Origin of the sequence: Andreprevotia lacus DSM 23236 (assembly GCF_900176275.1) — a bacterium.
Classification (GTDB): Bacteria; Pseudomonadota; Gammaproteobacteria; order Burkholderiales; family Chitinibacteraceae; genus Andreprevotia; species Andreprevotia lacus.
Genome location: NZ_FWXD01000001.1, coordinates 244,290 through 263,564, shown reverse-complemented (window position 1 = coordinate 263,564; position 19,275 = coordinate 244,290). Strand labels below are relative to the sequence as shown.

Here is a 19,275-nt window from a genome sequence, read left to right as displayed (position 1 = left end):
CCCTTCGGTATGGCGAGAGTGCGATGCCAGAGGCACCGGCACGACAAACTGTGCCGATCCCGCAGCAGCCCTGCCCCGGCAGCAGCCTGGCTTAACGGGTGGCCACGGCCGGATTCGCGTAGAGCGAGAACAGCTCCCGGCGCTCACCCGGCCGGCTCCCCTGCCAGATGGTCACGCTGCCAGCCGGCACCTGTTCCTGCGTCAGCAGCCACGGACATGCGGTGGCATTGCTACGCTGCAGCGGAATCCCGGCAAAGTAATCCAGCGATGCGGCCATCTTGTCGGACACACGGTCACCTCCCAAGCAGCCGTTTCGCCCCTGCAGCGCATGTGCTAGCGACAGGCTCACGCTGCGATAGCTCTTGGATGCATCCAGCCATGGCTGCCACAGGCCGATCAGCACACCCCACAGCAACGTAACCCCGCACACCCAGTTGGTAAGGGCACGCCGGCCCAGCGGGCGCTTGCGCGACAATACCCAGATCCAGATGGCAGAAACGATACCCGCAAAGGCAAAACCCGGTATGTGCAGATTCGCCGTGTACGCCGGACTGGCCATCTGCAATTCGGTCGACCAGCTCCCCGGCAAGCCCAGGTGTAACACCAGCCACCCCAGCCACAGCGCCCCAGTCAGCAAACCCAAAGTGAGCACGCCAAACCAGTTGAGCGCTGCCGCCGCGCCATGGCGCAAGCTATCAACCCCGGCCGTAGACAGCAATGCCAGCGCCGGCAGCATCAACAACAGATGCGCTTCCTCATTATCCGAAGCGCAGATCAGGAATAGGGTATTGAGGGCAATCATTAGTGCCGGCATGACAAAGGCGGCCGAGCGCAAATCACGGCGCATTACCCACCCCCCCCACAGCGCCAACGGTAGCGCTGGCCAAGCAAACCAGGGAACGGCCGAGAAAAAGTAAGTGGGCGAGCGAAAGAACTGCACGTGACCCCAGCCACCAAACGGTCCAAATGCATCCTGATGCAACCAAAGCGCAAATAGCGTAGGCGAGGTATGGGCGAAGTCGGCCAGCCACATCCCGCCTACCGGCAGCACAATCACCAGTGCGGTCAGCACCGTAGCGAGATAAGCACCGCGCCGCCAAGGTTTAAACATTGCGAGTAACAGCGCCGTCAGCACCCCAAGTGCAAACTCGGATAAAGAAGTCCCCAGAAACAGGACCAGCCATGCCCCTGCCAGCACCCAGCCAGCCAGCAAGGGCCGGCGACGCGCCAGCGCCAGCGCATAGGCCTGCCAGCAGAACCCAGTGAGCAAGAGGATGGGCGTAGCCAGATGATGCCCCCAGATGATCAGGCCGATGCAGCCCACCATCGCCATCACCGTCACCCGCCCGTTGCGACGGCCGTACAGCTCGCGCCCGGCCAGCCCTATGCCCCAGAACGCCAGCGCGCACCACAAGCCGGTGGTAATGCGTGCTGCATCGTGCACGCTCATGCCCAGCTTGCTCAACGGCCAGGCAAACAGCGTGGCCACCCAGTAATACAGCGGCGTATTGTCCAGATAGGCTGCATCGGCAAACCACGGGATCGCCCAGTGCTGCCCCGCCAGGAAGCGACCGATGACCGCAGCGGTTTCCAGCTCGCGCGGCTTCCACGGGTCATGCCCGACCAAGCCGGGCAGCAGCCAGATCAGGCACAGCAAAATCAGCAGCCAGGGCTTTTCTGCACTGGCAGGCGGGTTGATACGCTCGGCATCCGGGGAGTAGGTCAGCATGGCAAGGCAAAGAAGTGCAACGTGGGGAGCATAAACCGGGGGCAAGAAAAAAGGCAGCGTGAAAGCTGCCTTTTTCGGGTAAGCGCTGGCGCTTACTTGGTGCTGCTGTACATGTTGTACTTGCTGCGGAACTTCTCGATACGACCGGCGGTGTCGACGATCTTTTGCTTGCCGGTGTAGAACGGGTGCGATTCGGACGACACGTCCAGACGCACGACCGGGTATTCCTTGCCATCAGTCCACTTCAGGGTTTCGCCGCCCTTCGGGGTCATGGTGGTGCGGGTCAGGAATTTGAAGTCAACGCTTGCGTCGAAGAAGATGACTTCTTTGTATTCCGGATGGATATCGGCTTTCATGGCTTTTCCTAGGTTGAGCGCGCCGGGATTGTGCCGACGCTAAAACCGGGCATTATCCCAGAATGGCGAGGGGGCAGCAAGATGTGTGGCCGCGTGCCGATCAGCGGCCCGATGACTGTTTTGGCGAAACCGGATACGAGAGCAAATCGGTATTGGAGCCTGCGGCGCCAAGCGCATCAACCGGCAGGGTCCACACAAACAAAACAGCCAGCGTTTAAACGCTGGCTGCCTCGCCCTGCCACATGCCCAATCAACGCCGCATCGAGTCGAAGAAGTCGTTGTTGGTCTTGGTGGCCTTGATCTTGTCGAGCAGAAACTCCATCGCTTCCAGATCGTCCATCGGGTACAGCAATTTGCGCAGCACCCAGATTTTCTGCAGCTGTTCCTGCGGGATCAGCAGCTCCTCGCGGCGGGTGCCGGAGCGATTGATGTTGATGGCCGGGAACTGGCGCTTTTCTGCCATGCGGCGGTCCAGATGCAGTTCATTGTTGCCGGTGCCCTTGAATTCTTCAAAAATCACGTCGTCCATGCGGCTGCCGGTGTCGACCAGCGCGGTGGCGATGATGGTCAGGCTGCCGCCTTCCTCGATATTGCGCGCAGCGCCGAAGAAACGCTTCGGGCGTTGCAGTGCGTTGGCGTCCACACCACCGGTCAACACCTTGCCGGAGGCTGGCACCACGGTGTTGTAGGCGCGCGCGAGACGGGTGATCGAATCGAGCAGAATCACCACGTCCTTCTTGTGCTCGACCAGGCGCTTGGCCTTTTCGATCACCATTTCGGCAACCTGCACGTGGCGGGTGGCCGGTTCGTCGAAGGTCGAGCTGATCACCTCGCCGCGCACCGAGCGGGTCATTTCGGTCACTTCTTCCGGGCGTTCGTCGATCAGCAGCACGATCAGCACCACGTCCGGGTGGTTGGCAGTGATGGCATGCGCGATGTTCTGCAACATCACCGTCTTGCCGGACTTGGGCGGCGCCACCAGCAGTGCACGCTGGCCCTTGCCTATCGGGGCAATCAGGTCGATCACGCGGCCGGTAATGTTTTCTTCGGCCTTGATATCGCGTTCCAGCGTCAGGCGGCGGTTCGGAAACAGCGGCGTGAGGTTTTCAAACAGGATCTTGTGCTTGGAAGCCTCGGGCGGCTCGCCATTGATCTTGTCGACCTTCACCAGCGCAAAGTAACGCTCGCCATCCTTGGGGGTACGGATTTCACCCTCGATGGTATCGCCGGTATGCAGGTTGAAGCGGCGGATCTGGCTGGGGCTGACATAAATATCGTCCGGGCCGGCCAGATACGAGATGTCCGGGCTGCGCAGGAAGCCAAAGCCATCCGGCAACACTTCCAGCGTGCCATCCCCGAAAATGGATTCACCCTTCTTGCCGTGATTCTTCAGCAAGGCGAACAGCAGGTCCTGTTTGCGCATCCGGTTCGCGCCTTCGATCTGGCTTTGCGTCGCCATTTCCAGCAGCTGGGATACGTGTAGGTGTTTAAGGTCGGACAAGTGCATGGGCTGGGCTCATTGAGCTAAGAAACACAGGGGAGTGAGGCTGAATAGCGAGAGATATTGCTTGCGCGGGAAGAACCCCTGCGCACGAGATTGCTTGTAAGGTTATAGCGCTGCCAAGACGGGTGTCAAGGCAACCGCGCAGCCGGGTGTACCGGCTACGCAACACTTGGGGCATTGCGCCCCAAGTTGATGATCACAGATTGCTGTCGAGGAAGGCAGTCAGTTGCGACTTGGACAGCGCGCCAACCTTGGTGGCCTTCACTTCGCCATTGGCGAACAGCATCAGGGTCGGGATGCCACGGATGCCATACTTCGGCGGCGTGCCCTGGTTTTCGTCGATGTTGAGCTTGGCGATGGTCAGCTTGCCGGCGTATTCGGTCGCGACTTCATCCAGGATGGGCGCAATCATCTTGCAAGGACCGCACCATTCAGCCCAGTAGTCGACCAGCACCGGGCCCTGCGCTTGCAGGACATCGGCTTCAAAGCTGGCGTCGGTGGTGTAAACGATGTGGTCGCTCATGGCGTTCTCCAGTCTGGGTAGTGAATCAGGCACAGTATTGACTGCCCCTGACAAAATGAATGGCGCCATTTTATCGACTTTCAAGCCGCAATCGGAAAAAACGATTCAATCCCGTCAATAGTTTGCAGCTAACGGTCCGTTCGTCGGATCGTTGCATGCACGCTAGGGCCTGTTAACACTTATTTCACGCTTGCGTTCGGGGTAGTTCGGGATGGAGCGCAAGGCGCAGAACGCGCTGCGGTACGGGTACCGCAAGCGGTTTGCAACGCAGCGAACCGCCCGAAAAACCCCGAACCCGCAGGGCTGGGCCGCAAAGAGGCCATCTACGGCGTTACGCGCCTTGGCAATAACCGGTTATTGCCTGCGTTGCGTGCCTTGTAGCTGACCTCTTTGCGGCCCAGCGCAAACGCGAAATAAGTGTTAACAGGCCCTAGATGGCCTGCGCCACTGCCTCTTCCAGCCGGTCGACGGCCGTTACCGTCATGCCCTCGATGGGTTGGCGCGGCCGGTTGGCCTTGGGCACGATGGCGTGGGTGAAGCCCAGTTTAGCCGCCTCGCGCAGCCGCTCCTGGCCGCGCTGCACCGGGCGCACCTCGCCCGACAGGCCCACCTCACCGAACACCACCAGCTTGTGTTGCAAGGGCCGGTTGCGCAGGCTCGATACGATGGCCAGCAGCACCGCCAGATCGGCCGCCGGCTCGTTGATGCGCACCCCGCCCACCGCATTGATGAAGACGTCCTGATCGGCGGTGGCGATGCCGGCATGGCGGTTGAGCACCGCCAGCAGCAGCGCCAGCCGGTTCTGCTCCACCCCCACCGCCAAGCGGCGCGGCTGCGGCGACAGCGCATCGTCCACCAGCGCCTGCACCTCCACCAACAGCGGGCGCGATCCCTCTTGCGTCACCAGCACGCAAGAGCCGGCCACCGGCTCGGCATGCTGGCTGAGGAACAGCGCCGACGGGTTGGACACCTCACGCAAGCCCTTGTCGGTCATGGCGAACACGCCCAGCTCGTTCACCGCACCAAAGCGGTTCTTGATCGCGCGTATCAGCCGGAAACTGGAGTGCGTATCACCCTCGAAATACAGCACGGCATCAACGATATGCTCCAGCACGCGCGGCCCGGCCAGCGCCCCCTCCTTGGTCACATGCCCCACCAGCAGGATGGTGGTGCCGGTGCGCTTGGCAAAGCGGGTGAGCTGCGCTGCGCACTCGCGCACCTGTGCCACGCTGCCCGGCGCACTGTTGAGCGCTTGCGAATACAGCGTCTGAATCGAGTCAATCACCGCCACCTGCGGCTGCACCTGCTCCAGGGTAGTCAGGATGCGCTCCAGCCCGATTTCGGCCAGCAAGTTGATCTGGCCCGCCTCCAGCGCCAGCCGCTGGGCGCGCAGCGCGATCTGCTGCGGCGATTCTTCACCCGATACATAGAGCGTATTGGTTTGCGCCGACAACAGCGTGAGCGCCTGCAGCAGCAAGGTGGATTTACCGATGCCGGGGTCGCCGCCAATCAGCACCACACCGCCAGGCACGAGGCCACCGCCCAGCACGCGATCCAGCTCACTGATGCCCGTGGCCATGCGCGGCAGTTCTTCGATCTGCACATCTGCCAGCTTGCGTATCGCGCCATCGGCGGCCAGCGCCTCGAAACGCCCGGCGGGCTTGTTGTCCTCGACCGTCTCGACCAGCGTGTTCCACTCCCCGCAACCCGGGCACTGCCCCTGCCACTTGGGGGACAGGGCGCCGCAAAGGCTGCAGCTGAATACGGTTTTGGCGCGGGCCATGTGCGTTTCCTGAATCGGGATGGGCTGATTTTATCCCAAGTGCGGTCGTTGCCTGAGCATGGACTACCGGTCAGGTTGCGGGCGGGGTCACCAAAGCACGCCCGGCCGGCCGCAAAATCGCCTCAGCCAGTCGCAGCAAAATGCCATGATCAAGGGGTGTCATACTGGCGCCACCACAGATTTCCTCGTAACTGCGTGAGTCCAGCAAACCAGCTGCCAATGCGTACCGCAGCGACTGGTAAAGCGCACCATTGAGGGAGGCCGGCATGGTGCAGGCTTGCGCTACAGCCTCCAGTGCAAATTCCTGATCCGGTGCAACATCGGCCAGCACCAGTGCGCCCAAGCAAGCAGCCTTGACGTGCTCGCTGCCTGATGAGCGAACCTTTTCCTGCAGGGCAGATACGATTGTACGCATGGCCGGTGAGCCGCAGCGCGGCTCCCAAATCTGTTCGGATTGTGCGCCGACACATACCCAATAAACTGCCAGCAGCACCTCATCCAGCGCGCCCCCATCAGCCATCTTGATCTGCGGCACCAGCGAGAACACCTCATCATCACTCATTGCATCTCCTGATCGCGCCAAGCCTGCACGATCACAACCCGCCATTTAAAAACGACAATCTACGACAAGTCGTACATGCTGCTTTGAATGGCAGAGCCAAAAAAAGGGCCTGCCAAATTGGCAGGCCCCAAATGAGCGCTGGGGACTTCAAACACTAGATGTATTTGAACAGGCTCAATCCTTGCACTGCGGCGAAGCTTTGTTGCGCTGCCTGCAGCAGGGTCTGGTTCTGGCTGAAGTCGCTGATGGCCTTGGTGTAGTCAAGATCCTGCAGGCCGGACAGCGTTTTGCTGTATTGCAGATTCAGGTCGTCGTTGGTGGTCTTCACCGAATCAATTTCGTTCATGCGCGAGCCCTGATAGGACTGGCGGGTGAGCACGTTGCTCAGTGCATTGGCCAGATTGGAAACGACGGTATTAAGCTGGTTCTGGAAATCGGCCTGGCCGTTGCCCACGCTGTCGGTGGTGTAGTTCTTCAGTGCACTGGAGAACTGCGCAAAGGTGCTGAACAGGTCCACATTCTGGCTGGCCTTGAGATTGAAGGTATCGCCGGTCTTGGGTGTGCCGGTCACATTGGTCTTGACGCCAAAGTCCCAGCCCGGGATCAGTGGCGTGGCCTCGCCAGCCAGTTGCTTGAACTGGATGTCCCCCCCCGGCACGTAGGTGCGCGGGTAAGAGTTGACCCCCGCCACGACCGGGCGCGGGCCGCCGTTGTAGTCATAGCTGTCGATCATCGACTTCTTGTAATTCGGGTTGGCCGTGGCCGTACCCGGCAGGGTGGCACGGTTGTCGATGATGTCGTAGTTGGTGATGGTCTTGGTCGGGTCGGTCGGGTCCGGGATTACATTGAACGCGATATTGAAATCCTGCATGTTGGCCGCGTTTTTCCACTTGGTCGGGTCAACCACCTCACCCGGGCTGACAATGCCGCTGCCGGTATTGGCCGCGTTGTAGGACGTGGTGAAGGTGGCGTTGCCATCCTTGATGCGCTGGAACACGTCGCTGCCCGGCTCGGACACCGGCAGGTTGCGCGAGGCGGAAATCTGGATCAGCCGCTGGCCATCATCGCCGTTGTAGGTGACCTGGCCGAACGAGGTTTCGGTAAACGGCTTGGTGTTGCCCTGATAGCCAGAGAACAGATACAGGCCGTTGCCGTCGGTCTGGTTGGCCAGCGCCAGCAGCTCCTGATAGCGGCCCTGCAGCTCGTTATCCAGCGCGGCCTTGTCGGTGCCGATCTGGGTCGGGTTACCGGCATTGATGGCCAGCTGCTGCACGTTCTGGATCAACGTGGTGAGCTGGTTCATCGTCGATTCGGACACGCGCAGCGCCGAATCGGCGCTGGTGCTATTGGTCGAGAACTGACTGACGATGGCGTCGGTTTCAGTCACCTTCAGCGCACGCGACGAGGCAATCGGGTCATCCGACGGCGACAGGATGCGCCGGCCGGTCGACAGCTGACTCTGCAGCTTGGACTGGTTCGACTGCAGGTTCGACATCCCGGTGACGCCGTTGTTGTAGATGGTCAGTGTAGAAACGCGCATGGCGGTACTCCTTGCTTGCCGGTGCTATGCAGGTCAGACGATGGAGGCGATGGACTGGAATGCCTGGTTGGCAATCTGGATCACCTTGCTGGATGCCTGATAGGCCTGCTGATAGCGCAGCAGGTTGGCAGCCTCTTCATCGAGGTTGACACCCGAGGTGTCGTTGCGCGCGGTCTGCGCGTTCTGCAGCACGATTTGCTGGGCGTCCAGCTGGATCTTGGTCTGGTTGGTCTGCGTGCCGATATTGGCCACCATGGCCGAATAGGCATCCTGATAGGTGGCCGTGCCGCCGAACATCAGCTTGGAGGTTTGCAGTGCGGCCATCGCCAGCGCATTGCGGTTGTCGGCCGAGCCACCGGTATTGGCCTTCACGTCCACCACGTCACCATTGGCCGGCTGGCCATCCAGCTTCATGTTCCAGCCATTCACGCTGACCGTCATGCCTGCGGTATAGGCATTGCCGGTGCTGATGTTGGTGCCGCTGTTCACGTCGATCACGTCGAAGGTATTGGTCGAGGTGAACTTGATCTGGATCGGGTTGCGGATGGCCGGGTTGATGGCCGAATCCGTCGTGTTGGTAGTGATCAGGTTGCTGGTAGGCTGGTAGACCTTGAGCGTGCCGGTATTGGCATTGGACGGCGTGGCAGCCATCGGTGCGGCAGCGGCAATCTCGCGCGGGTCGGTAGTACGCACGCTCATACTGTTGATGAAGCCCTCGGTCGGCTTGATGGTGAAGCGGTCACCCGCGTTGATCGTGCCGCCGGTCAGCTCCAGATGCAGGCCATCCTGATTGATCGGCAAGGTGGCATACGAGGTCTTCACGCCATCCTTCAGGCGGGTCAGCACATAGTTGGTACCGTCATAGCCCAGCTCGTAATCGCTGGTCTGCATCTGGTTTACATCGGAGATATAGCCGCCGATCTGGCCAGAGCCGGTGTTGTTGGTGTTGTTGCGGATGGCGCCGATGGCCGGCGGGAAGGACATGCCGGTGGTGGCCGACGCAGCCGGCACGCCGGCAGTCAGCTGCACGGTCACGCCAAACGCGGTAAAGCCAGCCGCCATCTGCGCCGGTGTAATGGCCTGGGTCTGGTTGTCGGTCAGCCGGGTCAGCGTATAGCTGTTGGCCACGCTGTCATAGGCGATCGAGAAATCGCTGCTCGGGATGGTGGTGCCGGATGCGGTAAAGCGCACCGTGGCGCCGGACAGCGTGGTATCCAGGGTGCTGGCACGCTGGAAGTTGAAGAAGTTCTGCCCGATGTTGTTGTACAGGTCCTGACCGGCGCGCATCTGATCGTTGACGGTTTGGGCAACAGTCAGCGCCACCTGATTGAGGTTGGCCTTGGCCACCGCCAGGCCGCTGTTGCGGAAGGTCAGCAACCCTTGCAGCGAGCCGCCGGTGAGCTGTGATTCAGGCAGATAGATGGTGTTGGCATTTTGCTGATAGGCAATGGTGACCTTTTGCGGATCGGACGGCGATGGCACAGCCGCCAGCGTGAAGGCATTGCCGCCCACCACCAGGTTCTGGCCGTTGCCGATGAACACGTTGATCGAGCCATCGGTCTGCGAAATGGTGGTGCCTTTCACATACTTGTTCAGCTCCAGCACCAGTGCATCGCGCTGGTCGAGCAAATCGTTGGGCGGCTGGCCGAGGCCGTTGACCGACGAAATCTGCTTGTTGAGCTCGGCAATCTGCGCCGACAGGCCGTTGATGGTCGATACCGTGTTGGTGATCTCGCCGTCGGTCTGGACGGCCATTTCATTCAGGCGCGTATCGAAGGTATTCAGGCGATTCACCAGCGACTGGCCGCTGCTGATCATGGCCTGGCGCGAGGCGGTATCGGCCGGGTTGGTCGAGACGTCCTGCACCGACTTGAAGAAGTCCTGCAGCGCAGGCGATACCCCTGCTGTCGGGTCGGCGATGATGTCGTCGACTTCGGACAGATGCGAGTTCAGCGTATCCAGATAGCTGGTCTGCGTTTGCGCGGTCTGCACGGCACGCGTCTGGTATTCGTCGTAAATACGGCGAATGCTGTCGACGTGGACACCCAGACCGGTAAAGCCGCTGCCCGACAACAGCGGGTATGGCGCGCTTTGCTGGATGATCTGGCGCGAATACCCCGGCGTGTTGACGTTCGAGATATTGTGGCCGGTTACGGTCAGGCCGATGTTGGCTGCGTTGAGGCCGCTGACGCCAATGCCGAATACGCTGGAACCCATGATGTCACTCCAATCCTGTCGCCGGCGTTAGCCGATGTTGCTCGTAGCGTCGCCATACATACGGCTGACGCGATCCGCCACGCGGGCGAGTTTGCTGGCGTATGCCGGGTCGGTGGCATAGCCGTCCTGCTGCAGGGCCTGGCCAAAACCGGCCGCGTTACTGCCCTGCCCCATTGCATCGCTGAAACGGCGCTTGATGAGCTGCGCGTAATCGGCAAATGCATCCTTGTACGAGTCGTAGGCGCGAAATTTCTCTACCCGCTTTTGCGGCGCGCCGTTGACGTATTCGGTGGTGGTCACGTCCACCGTCTTGCCGGCCCAGTTGCTACCAGCCTTGATGCCAAACAGGTTGTGGCTGTCGGCACCGCTGGCATCCTTGATCGGCTTCTTGCCCCAGCCGGTTTCCAGTGCGGCATGCGCGGCCAGCACTTGCGACGACACGCCGAGCGCATCGGCCACCGTGCTGGCGGCATCGAGCACATTGCCCATGAAACTGCCGCTGTCGGCAGCACTTGCCGGGGTGTTGCCGCCGGTCTTGCCGGCATTCCCCAGCGGGTTGGCATTGCGCAATGCGCTGGCAGCGGCGGCATCTTTTGCCGTTGCCGGCTTAAATTTGCCGGTGTAGGCGGTGATCTTGTCGCTGGCGACATCCAGCCCCGGCACACCCAGCGGCACACTGCGCTGCGCCTGCTTGAGCAGGCTGGGGTCACGCTGAATCTGGATTTGCCGCACGATGCTGTCTGCCAGGCCGACGCCACCGTTCTGCGACCAGATCTGCGCGGTCTGCTGGTCCTGCATGCCACGGAACATCTTGGTGCTGCTGGAATCGAGCTCGTCTTCAACCGGCGAGGCTGCACGCATGCTGCTGAGCATTTGTTGTATCAGCAGGCTTTCAAACTGCTGTGCGGCCGCCTTGGTGCCCTGCTCCGGTGAGGTCTTGGCCAACTGGCGCAGGCCATCAACCGCCTGCACATCAATGGCGAGGCTGTTGTTGAAGCGGTTGGCGGTCTGGGTAATCATGGCGGCAATCCGGTAGCGGTTACCGGGTACTGAGCAATTGCCATGCCAAGCAGGATGAAAGGCGTAAACATCACCAGCACGGCAGCAAGGGCAACGCCGGACGCGTACAATACGTTTTTGCCCGCCCTGCCAAGACGCCATGACCGACACCCGCATCCGCCTTTCCAAACGCATGACCGAGCTGGGCCTGTGCTCACGCCGCGAAGCCGACGAGTTCATCGAACTGGGCTGGGTGCGCGTCGACGGCAAGGTGGTCAACGTGCTGGGCAGCCGCGTCGGCCCCGAGCAAGTCATCACCATCGAAAAGCAGGGCCTGCAGGCACAGGCCGAGCGCGTCACCATCCTGCTCAACAAGCCGGTGGGTCTGGCCTGCGATGCGCCGCCGGTGCGCAAGAATGCCGCCATCAACCTGATTGCGGCCGATACCCAGTACGCAGGCGATGCCGATCCGGCCAGCCTGCCGCCCTTCCTGAAAAAACACCTGACCAACCTGGTGCCGGTCGGCCGGCTCGACAACGAGGCCTCCGGCCTGATGGTCTACAGCCAGGATGGCCGCGTTGCGAAAAAGCTGGTTGGCGAAGAGGCCGAATTCGAGCAGGAATTCCTGGTAACGGTCGAGCAGTCCATTCCTGACGACGTACTGCGCGAACTGAGCCGTATCACCATGTGGGGCGATGATCAGCTGCGCCCGTTCAAGGTGACGCAGCCCAGCAGCAAGCAACTGCGCTTTCTGTTGCGCGAAAGCCGTCCGCACATGCTGTCTTCGTTGTGCGAACACGTGGAGCTGACCGTCAACAGCATTCGCCGCCTGCGCATCGGCCGCATCGGGCTCAGCGATCTGCCGGTCGGGCAATGGCGCTTTCTGGGGCCGAACGAGCGGTTCTGATTACCTGCCGTACAGCCCGAATCAACCCGCACAAGCCCGGCCACGCCGGGCTTGTTTCATTTCTGGCCCAGCCTGCCCGTCGCCTGCGACCAGCCCCACCAATCCCGCCACGACCCGTGTTGGCGGACTCTGGCCAAGCAACTGTTTGCGCCAGGTCAACAATGCTGCGCCTTGCGCTTGTGCCTGCTGACGATTTGCTTGAGCATCAAAAAACAATAATCGTTCTCAACAAGTGTCTGCATCATGACCCTGAATGACCTGACCCCCGGCCAGGCTGCCAGCCTGAGCCACCATCAACTCCCCGCCGAGCTGGCCCGGCGCCTGGCCGCGCTGGGCATGCGCGAACACAGGCAGATTCAACTGGTCCGGCGCGGCTGGTTGGGCGGACCCTTGCAGCTGCGCATTGGCAATACCGAGTTCATGTTGCGGCGCGCACACGGCGGGTTGGTGCACGTAAGCCAGGATTGATCAGCGTCGCCCCCCCCCAGGAGCCACCACATGGCCAGGAAAATAGCGCTGGTGGGCATGCCCAACACCGGCAAATCCACCCTATTCAACCGGCTGACGGGCGGCAACGCCCACGTCGCCAACTGGCCTGGACTGACCGTCGAGCTGGCCAGCGCTCGTCTCTTGCTCGGCAGTCAGATGGCCCAGTTGATCGACTTGCCGGGCATCTACGATTTGCGCGGCGGCGCAGAAGACGAGCAGGTTGCCCAGTCCATGCTGAGCAGCACCGAACTGAACGGGGTATTGCTGGTACTCAATGCCACCCAACTGGATCGCCAGCTGGGATTGGCATTGCAGCTCAAGCACCTTGGTGCGCGGCTGGTGCTTGCACTCAATATGGCCGATGAGGTCCGGCAAGCCGGGGGCCGCATCGATTTGCCCGCGCTGGCTGCGGCACTCGACTGCCCGGTCATCAGCATCAGCGCCAAGCATGGTGAGGGCATGAACGACTTGCGCCAGGCGCTGCAACAACTGCTGGCGGCACCGCCGGCTGCTGCGCTGGATGTGGCGCAAGCGCCGCTTGCAGATACCTGGCACGCGGCCGAGAGCGAGCTGTACCGGCGCCATGTCCAGCAAGCGCCTACGCTCAACGCTGGGGCAACCGCCCGGCTGGATCACTGGCTGCTGCACCCGCTGCTGGGCATCCCGCTGTTCGTGCTGATGATGTACCTGTTGTTCCAGCTCACCTACACGCTGGGTGCGCCACTGCAGGATGAACTGAAACTGGCGGCCGACGCGCTCAAGAGCCTGGCACTGCAGACACTGTCTGGCGCGTTGCCGGCGTTCTGGCATGGCTTGTTGCTGGACGGCATCTACGACGGCGTGGTGACCGTGCTGACCTTCGCACCGATCATCTTCCTGTTTTTTTGCCTGATGGCAATGATAGAGGACTCGGGCTATTTCGCCCGTGCGGCCTTCATGATGGATGGGCTGATGGCACGCGTGGGCCTCGATGGGCGCAGTTTTGTGATGCTGATGATGGGCTTTGGCTGCAATGTTCCCGCGTTGATGGGCACCCGCGTGATCCGTGACCGCAAGGCACGCTTGCTGACCATGCTGACCATTCCCTTTTCCCTCTGCTCGGCGCGATTGCAGATTTTCCTGTTTCTTGCCGGTGCGCTGTACAGCCCGGTGCATGCCGGGCTGGTGGTGCTGAGCCTTTATCTGGCGAGCATCGTCATTGCCATGGGCACGGCAGCACTTTACAGCCGCCGTTTCAGCAGCTGCGAACCTTTCGCTCTGGAGCTGCCGCCTTATCGCCTGCCTATATGGCAACAAGTGCTGCGGCGCGGCATGCAGGAGACCCGCGCCTTCCTGCGGCTGGCGAGCAGCATGATCGTGCTGGGTGTTGCGCTGGTCTGGCTGCTGACCCACTACCCGAATGCGCAACACAGCTATGCTGGCATGGTGGCAGACTGGTTCCAGCCCATCCTTGCCCCGATCGGCATCAGCGCGATTCTGGCGATTGCGCTGATCTTCGGCTTTGTTGCCAAGGAAATCGTGCTGGGCGCGCTGGCCGTGATCGTCGGTCACGATGGTGGCGCACTGGCCAGCCACCTGGCCCGTACGCTGGACCCGATCTCGGCCTACAGCTTCATGCTGTTCACCCTCACCTATGTGCCCTGCGTTTCCACCATTGCCACCCTGCGCAAGGAATCGCGCAGCAATGCCTTCACCGCATTTTCGGTCGTGTGGTCACTGGGGCTGGCCTGGCTGCTCAGCTTCGTGTTTTATCAGGGCGCGCGCGCACTGGGGTTTTAGCATTGCAAACCAATGGAAGGACGCCCGTGCAGCCGATATGGCCAACCCTCTCTGGGCTGCGACGACGGATAAAAAAACCGGGCCTGTGCCCGGTTTTTTAGTCGCTGCAGTGGAAGATCAGATGATTTCCAGCTCCGCCTTGAGCGCACCTGCGGCCTTCATCGCCTGCAGAATGGCCAGCAAATCCTGCGGCGTGGCGCCAACCGCATTCAGCGCGCGCACCACGTCACGCAGGCTGGATGACTTGGGCAAGCGTGCCACCGGCCCCTTGTCGGCGGCAATCTGGATGTCGGCGTTCTGCACCGCCGTGGTCTTGCCACCCGATACCGGATTGGGCTGCGACACCTGGTTGTTGGCGTTGATGGTGATGGTGAGGTTGCCGTGCGAGATCGCACACTGGTCCAGCTCCACGGCCTGATTCATCACGATGGAACCGGTACGCGCATTGATGATGACCTTGGGACCAACCGCAGCCGGGGTCACGTCGATGTTCTCCAGCTTGGACAGGAAGGTGACGCGCAGGTTGGGGTCTTGCGGTGCACGCACCTGCACCACGCGGCCATCCAGCGCGGCAGCCACCGGGCCGAAGGCGCCATTGATGGCGTTGACCACGCGACTGGCAGTGGTGAAGTCGGTCTGCATCAGCTCAAGCTGCACGAATTCGCTATTGTTCATGCCGTTGGGCACGGCACGCTCCACCGTCGCACCATTGGGCACGCGGCCCGTGGCCAGCTGGTTGACCTGGGTGCTGGAACCGCCTGCAGCAGCACCGGCGCCGGCCACCACCAGATTGCCCTGCGCCATCGCATACACCTGACCATCGGCACCCTTCAGCGGTGCCATGATCAGCAAGCCGCCGCGCAGGCTCTTGGCATTGCCGATGGACGATACGGTCACGTCGATCAGCTGGCCGGGCCGTGCAAACGGCGGCAAGGTGGCCGTCACCGTCACCGCCGCCACGTTCTTGAGCTGCATATTGCCTGCGTTGGGGATCTGTATGCCGACGTTATTCAGCATGTTGACGATGGACTGCACGGTGAACGGCGTCTGCGTGGTCTGGTCGCCGCTGCCGTCCAGCCCTACCACCAGGCCATAACCCACCAGCTGGTTGGGGCGCACACCAGCCACATTGGCCAGCTCGCGCAGCTTTTCGGCATGTGCCGCCGCAGCCAGGCCCAGGCTCAACAGCAGGGCAATCAGATAACGCATGTTTCACTCCGCGTGGCTTGCGCCACTGCCACACGGCCAGCGTGCGGCGGTTTATTCCGCTGGATCAGAACGGCAGCACGTTCAGGAAGAAGCGCTGCAGCCAGCCCATGGTGGTGGCATCGGCCATGGCGCCCACACCCACCTGTTCGATGCGCGCATCGGCCACCTTGGTCGACGAAATCACGTTGCCGCTCTGGATATCACGCGGATTGATCACGCCGGTAAAGCGCAAGGTATTGATCTGGTTGTTGATGGCAATCTGCTTCTCGCCACCGACAATCACATTGCCATTGGCCAGCTGTTCGATCACCGTCACCGTAATACTACCCTTGAAGGTATTGCTGTTGTTGGTCGCGCCGGTACCCTTCATGTCGTTGGCACCAGTGACGCCTACGCTGGCGTCGTTGGTGGTGAGGAATTTCTCGATCTGCTTGGGCACGAAGGGCAGATCGCCGGTGGTCTTGTAGCTCAGGCTGCTGGTACGGTTGGCGGCGTTGTCGCTCTTGTTGCTGGCCGACAGCGTTTCCTCGATGGTGATGGTGAGGATGTCGCCTGCGTACTTGGCAGTGCGCTCCTCGAACAGCATGCGGGCAGATGTCGGCTGGTAAATCGCGCCCGGGTTGTCGTTGCCGGCCAGTTGCGGCTGCGGCTTGGCCGTTACCGGGCCGGTGACCACGCTGGGCGGGTTGGCGCAGGCGGTCAGCAGCACGGCCAGCGCGGCGACAAGACCAAGGCGAAGACGATTCATGGCAGCCTCTTAAAGTTGCGTCAGCTTTTGCAGCATCTGGTCGGACGTGGTCACGGCCTTGGAGTTGATTTCAAACGCGCGCTGCGCCTGGATCATGTTGATCAGCTCTTCGGTCACGTTGACGTTGGAAGTTTCGACATAACCCTGGTTGATCGCGCCAATACCGTTGGTGCCGGGCGTGCCGACGGTCGGCGCGCCCGAAGCAGCGGTTTCCAGATAGAAGTTCTCGCCGATCGACTGCAGGCCCGGCGGGTTGATGAAGGTCGCCAGCTGGATGGTACCCAGGGTCACCGGCGCGGCCGAGTTGTTGTTGACGATGGCGGTCACGGTGCCATCCTTGCCCACGGTCACCTTGGAGGTGCCGGCCGGCACCTGCAGCGCCGGTTGCAGCGCATAGCCGCTGCTGGTGACCACATTGCCCTGGCTATCGACCTGGAACGAACCATCACGGGTGTAAGCAGTGGTGCCGTCCGGCTGGGCGATCTGGAAGAAGCCATCACCATTGATGGCCATGTCCAGCGCGCCATCGGTCAGCTGCAGATTGCCCTCGATATGGATGCGCGAGGTGGCCACGGTGCGCACACCGGTACCCAGCTGCAGGCCGGTCGGCATTTGCGTGGTCTGGCTGGTGGCGCCACCGGGCTGACGCAGGTTCTGGTACAGCAAATCCTCGAACACCGGGCGCTCGCGCTTGTAGCCGTTGGTATTGACGTTGGCGAGGTTGTGCGAGATGACGTCGATGTTGGTCTGCATCGCGTCCATGCCGGTCTTGGCAATCCACAAGGAACGCATCATGGCGTCGGTTCCCTAAAAAAGTCTTAGCTGAAGGCAATCAACTGCGCGGCAGAGCGCGCATTCTGGTCGGCGGTTTGCAGCAGGCGCACCTGAAAATCGTATTGGCGCTGCGCGGAAACCATGTTCACCAGTTGATCGACCGAATTGACATTGCTGGTCTCCAGCATGCCATTGGCGAGCTTGACGTCGGCCGAGGCCGGCGCGGCATCGCCGCTCCTGAGACGGAACAGGCCGTCGTAACCCTTTTCCACTTCATTGGCTGCCGGATTCACCAGCTTGAGCCGACCGATCTGCACCGACTGGGTCGGGTTGCTCAGGCTGGTGCCGGTGACGGTGCCATCCTTGGAGATGGTGACGCGGGTGTTTTCCGGGATGGTCAGCGGGCCGTTTTCGCCCAGCACCACCTCGCCATTGCGGGTCTTGAGCAAGCCATTGGCGTCGATCTCAAAGCTGCCATTGCGGGTATAGGCTTCGCCGGTCGCCGTTTGTACGGTCAGCCAGCCGTCGCCGTTCACCGCCACATCCAGGTCACGGCCGGTGGCTTGCAGGATGCCCGGCGTCAGGTCAGAACCGGTGCCTTGCTCGACGGCATAGGCCCGCGTCGGCAGACCGGTGCCGCCGATGGCCGGCACGGCACGGGCAGCGATCAGGTCGGCGCGAAAGCCCGGCGTGGCGACGTTGGCCAGGTTGTGGGCCACGGCGGCCTGCCGTTCCATCGTGTGCTTGGCGCCGCTCATGGCGGTATAAATCAGGCGATCCATATTCGTCTATCCCGTCGCGTTAACGCAGGCTCACCAGCGTTTGCAGGATCTGGTCCTGCGCCTTGATGGTTTGCGCGTTGGCCTGATAGTTGCGCTGCGCGGTAATCAGGTTGACCAGTTCACCGGTCAGGTCGACGTTGGAATCTTCCAGTGCGGCCGATTGCAACAAACCGAGGTCGGTGGTGCCCGGGTCGCCCACGCGCGGCTCGCCCGAGGCAAAGCTCTGCGCCCAGCGGTTGTCACCGAGCGGCTGCAGGCCCTGCACATTGGTGAAGTTGGCCAGCACCAGCTGCCCCACCACCTTGGTCTGGCTGTTGGAATAGTTGCCCTGGATGGTGCCGTCCTTGGCAATCGACAGGCCGGTCAGGCGACCGTCGGCATAGCCGTCCTGGTTGATCGAGTTCACGCCGAAGGCGCTACCGAACTGGGTGGACTTGGCGAAGTTGACATTGAAGGTGAACGGGCTGGTTGCGCCGTTCGGTGCCACCAGCGTGGTGGCGAAATTGAAGCTGGGGATTGCATCGGCCGGTGCCGGGGGCGTGCTGGCCGGGCCCGTCAGGCGGCCGTTGCCGTCAAAATACATATAGCCTTGCGTAGCCGGTGCATTCGGTGCGGTGCCCAGGGTTTGGGTCGGGTCGGCCGGTACCGGCGCGGCACCGTCAAAGCTGGTCTGCACTTCCCACTTGTTCACGCCAACCTTGGAGAAGTAATACGTCAGCGTATGTGATACACCCTGCGCGTCATACACGGTAGCCGAGGTGGAGTTGGTGTAGGTGGTCGGGTCGGTGATCGACAGCGGGCCGACCCCGGTCGGCGGTGCGGTGCGGTCAAGAATGGGTTTGGACGCATCCAGGTTCAGCACCAGCTGCAGGCCGGCATTGCTGGTGCCCGAGCCACCGGTGGCGCGCGCGCCGATGTTGCCGACGGTCAGCTGGATGGGCTTGGGCTGGCCGCCCTTGATCAACAGGCCGCTGTTCGGATCAGTCGTCCAGCCGGTCAGGTACTGGCCGTTGTTGTTGATGTAACCGTTACGGTCAACCTGGAACTGGCCGTTGCGGGTGTAGGAGATGTTGCCGGCCGGGTCCTGCACACGGAAGAAGCCGTTGCCGGTGATCGCCACGTCCAGCGCATTGTTGGTGGTGGTGATGTTGCCCTGCGAGAACTGCTGGGCAATGTCGGTCACGCGCACGCCGATACCGGCGATGGTGCTGGAGCTGGCAAAGCTGGACGCGTAAATGTCGGCGAACTCGGTACGCGAATTCTTGAAGCCGACGGTGCTGGAGTTGGCGATGTTGTTACCAATGACGTCGAGGTTCTTCGACGAAGCGTTCAGACCGCTCAAACCTTGCTGGAAACCCATTTTTGCCTCCCGGG

Annotated in this window: 17 protein-coding genes; 3 read left to right on the top strand and 14 right to left on the bottom strand. The window is 61.7% G+C overall.

What is annotated here, in order from left to right; all coding sequences use genetic code 11:
* Positions 1-91: 91 nt before the first annotated feature.
* The 9 genes from B9A19_RS01355 to flgJ all read right to left on the bottom strand — a co-directional run bounded on the left by B9A19_RS01355 (position 92) and on the right by flgJ (position 11,234).
* Positions 92-1,729 carry an ArnT family glycosyltransferase gene (locus B9A19_RS01355; RefSeq protein WP_084088731.1) on the bottom strand — a complete coding sequence of 546 codons (1,638 nt, stop codon included), beginning with the start codon at positions 1,727-1,729 and terminating at the stop codon, positions 92-94.
* A 92-nt stretch (positions 1,730-1,821) separates the two neighbouring features.
* Positions 1,822-2,085, bottom strand: coding sequence for a type B 50S ribosomal protein L31 (locus B9A19_RS01350; RefSeq protein ID WP_084088730.1), 264 nt, complete (start codon positions 2,083-2,085; stop codon positions 1,822-1,824).
* A gap of 250 nt (positions 2,086-2,335) precedes the next feature.
* Entirely contained in the window at positions 2,336-3,592 is a 1,257-nt protein-coding gene (gene rho, locus B9A19_RS01345) for a transcription termination factor Rho (protein ID WP_084088729.1), read from the bottom strand.
* A gap of 193 nt (positions 3,593-3,785) precedes the next feature.
* Positions 3,786-4,112: a thioredoxin TrxA gene (gene trxA, locus B9A19_RS01340; protein ID WP_084088728.1), complete on the bottom strand. Its 327-nt coding sequence runs from the start codon at positions 4,110-4,112 to the stop codon at positions 3,786-3,788.
* A 430-nt stretch (positions 4,113-4,542) separates the two neighbouring features.
* A complete protein-coding gene (gene radA, locus B9A19_RS01335) occupies positions 4,543-5,895 on the bottom strand; it encodes a DNA repair protein RadA (protein ID WP_084088727.1) in 1,353 nt (450 codons plus the stop codon).
* Between the two features lie 70 nt (positions 5,896-5,965).
* Positions 5,966-6,442: a hypothetical protein gene (locus B9A19_RS01330; protein WP_176216728.1), complete on the bottom strand. Its 477-nt coding sequence runs from the start codon at positions 6,440-6,442 to the stop codon at positions 5,966-5,968.
* A gap of 169 nt (positions 6,443-6,611) precedes the next feature.
* Complete coding sequence (flgL, locus tag B9A19_RS01325) at positions 6,612-7,997, bottom strand: flagellar hook-associated protein FlgL (RefSeq protein ID WP_084088725.1); 1,386 nt, start codon at positions 7,995-7,997, stop codon at positions 6,612-6,614.
* Positions 7,998-8,030: 33 nt separating this feature from the next.
* Positions 8,031-10,214 (bottom strand): flagellar hook-associated protein FlgK, encoded by a 2,184-nt coding sequence (gene flgK / locus B9A19_RS01320; RefSeq protein WP_084088724.1) that lies wholly within the window; start codon positions 10,212-10,214, stop codon positions 8,031-8,033.
* Positions 10,215-10,241: 27 nt separating this feature from the next.
* On the bottom strand, positions 10,242-11,234 hold the full coding sequence (gene flgJ, locus B9A19_RS01315) for a flagellar assembly peptidoglycan hydrolase FlgJ (protein ID WP_176216727.1): 993 nt from the start codon (positions 11,232-11,234) through the stop codon (positions 10,242-10,244).
* Positions 11,235-11,373: 139 nt separating this feature from the next.
* Between flgJ and B9A19_RS01310 the strand changes: the two genes are divergently transcribed.
* The 3 genes from B9A19_RS01310 (at position 11,374) to feoB (ending at position 14,388) form a co-directional block, all read left to right on the top strand.
* Complete coding sequence (locus tag B9A19_RS01310) at positions 11,374-12,120, top strand: pseudouridine synthase (RefSeq protein WP_084088837.1); 747 nt, start codon at positions 11,374-11,376, stop codon at positions 12,118-12,120.
* A gap of 243 nt (positions 12,121-12,363) precedes the next feature.
* A complete protein-coding gene (locus B9A19_RS01305) occupies positions 12,364-12,588 on the top strand; it encodes a FeoA family protein (RefSeq protein WP_084088722.1) in 225 nt (74 codons plus the stop codon).
* Between the two features lie 30 nt (positions 12,589-12,618).
* Positions 12,619-14,388, top strand: a complete 1,770-nt coding sequence (gene feoB, locus B9A19_RS01300) for a ferrous iron transport protein B (protein WP_084088721.1) — start codon at positions 12,619-12,621, stop codon at positions 14,386-14,388.
* A 117-nt stretch (positions 14,389-14,505) separates the two neighbouring features.
* On the opposite strand, the gene B9A19_RS01295 is transcribed toward feoB, so the two are convergent.
* The 5 genes from B9A19_RS01295 to flgE form a co-directional block, all read right to left on the bottom strand.
* Positions 14,506-15,597 (bottom strand): flagellar basal body P-ring protein FlgI, encoded by a 1,092-nt coding sequence (locus B9A19_RS01295; RefSeq protein WP_084088720.1) that lies wholly within the window; start codon positions 15,595-15,597, stop codon positions 14,506-14,508.
* Positions 15,598-15,661: 64 nt separating this feature from the next.
* Positions 15,662-16,345: a flagellar basal body L-ring protein FlgH gene (locus B9A19_RS01290; RefSeq protein WP_084088719.1), complete on the bottom strand. Its 684-nt coding sequence runs from the start codon at positions 16,343-16,345 to the stop codon at positions 15,662-15,664.
* 9 nt (positions 16,346-16,354) lie between these two features.
* On the bottom strand, positions 16,355-17,140 hold the full coding sequence (gene flgG, locus B9A19_RS01285; protein ID WP_084088718.1) for a flagellar basal-body rod protein FlgG: 786 nt from the start codon (positions 17,138-17,140) through the stop codon (positions 16,355-16,357).
* A 23-nt stretch (positions 17,141-17,163) separates the two neighbouring features.
* Positions 17,164-17,901, bottom strand: a complete 738-nt coding sequence (flgF, locus tag B9A19_RS01280) for a flagellar basal-body rod protein FlgF (protein WP_084088717.1) — start codon at positions 17,899-17,901, stop codon at positions 17,164-17,166.
* A gap of 19 nt (positions 17,902-17,920) precedes the next feature.
* Entirely contained in the window at positions 17,921-19,261 is a 1,341-nt protein-coding gene (gene flgE, locus B9A19_RS01275) for a flagellar hook protein FlgE (protein ID WP_084088716.1), read from the bottom strand.
* Between the last annotated feature and the right edge of the window lie 14 nt (positions 19,262-19,275).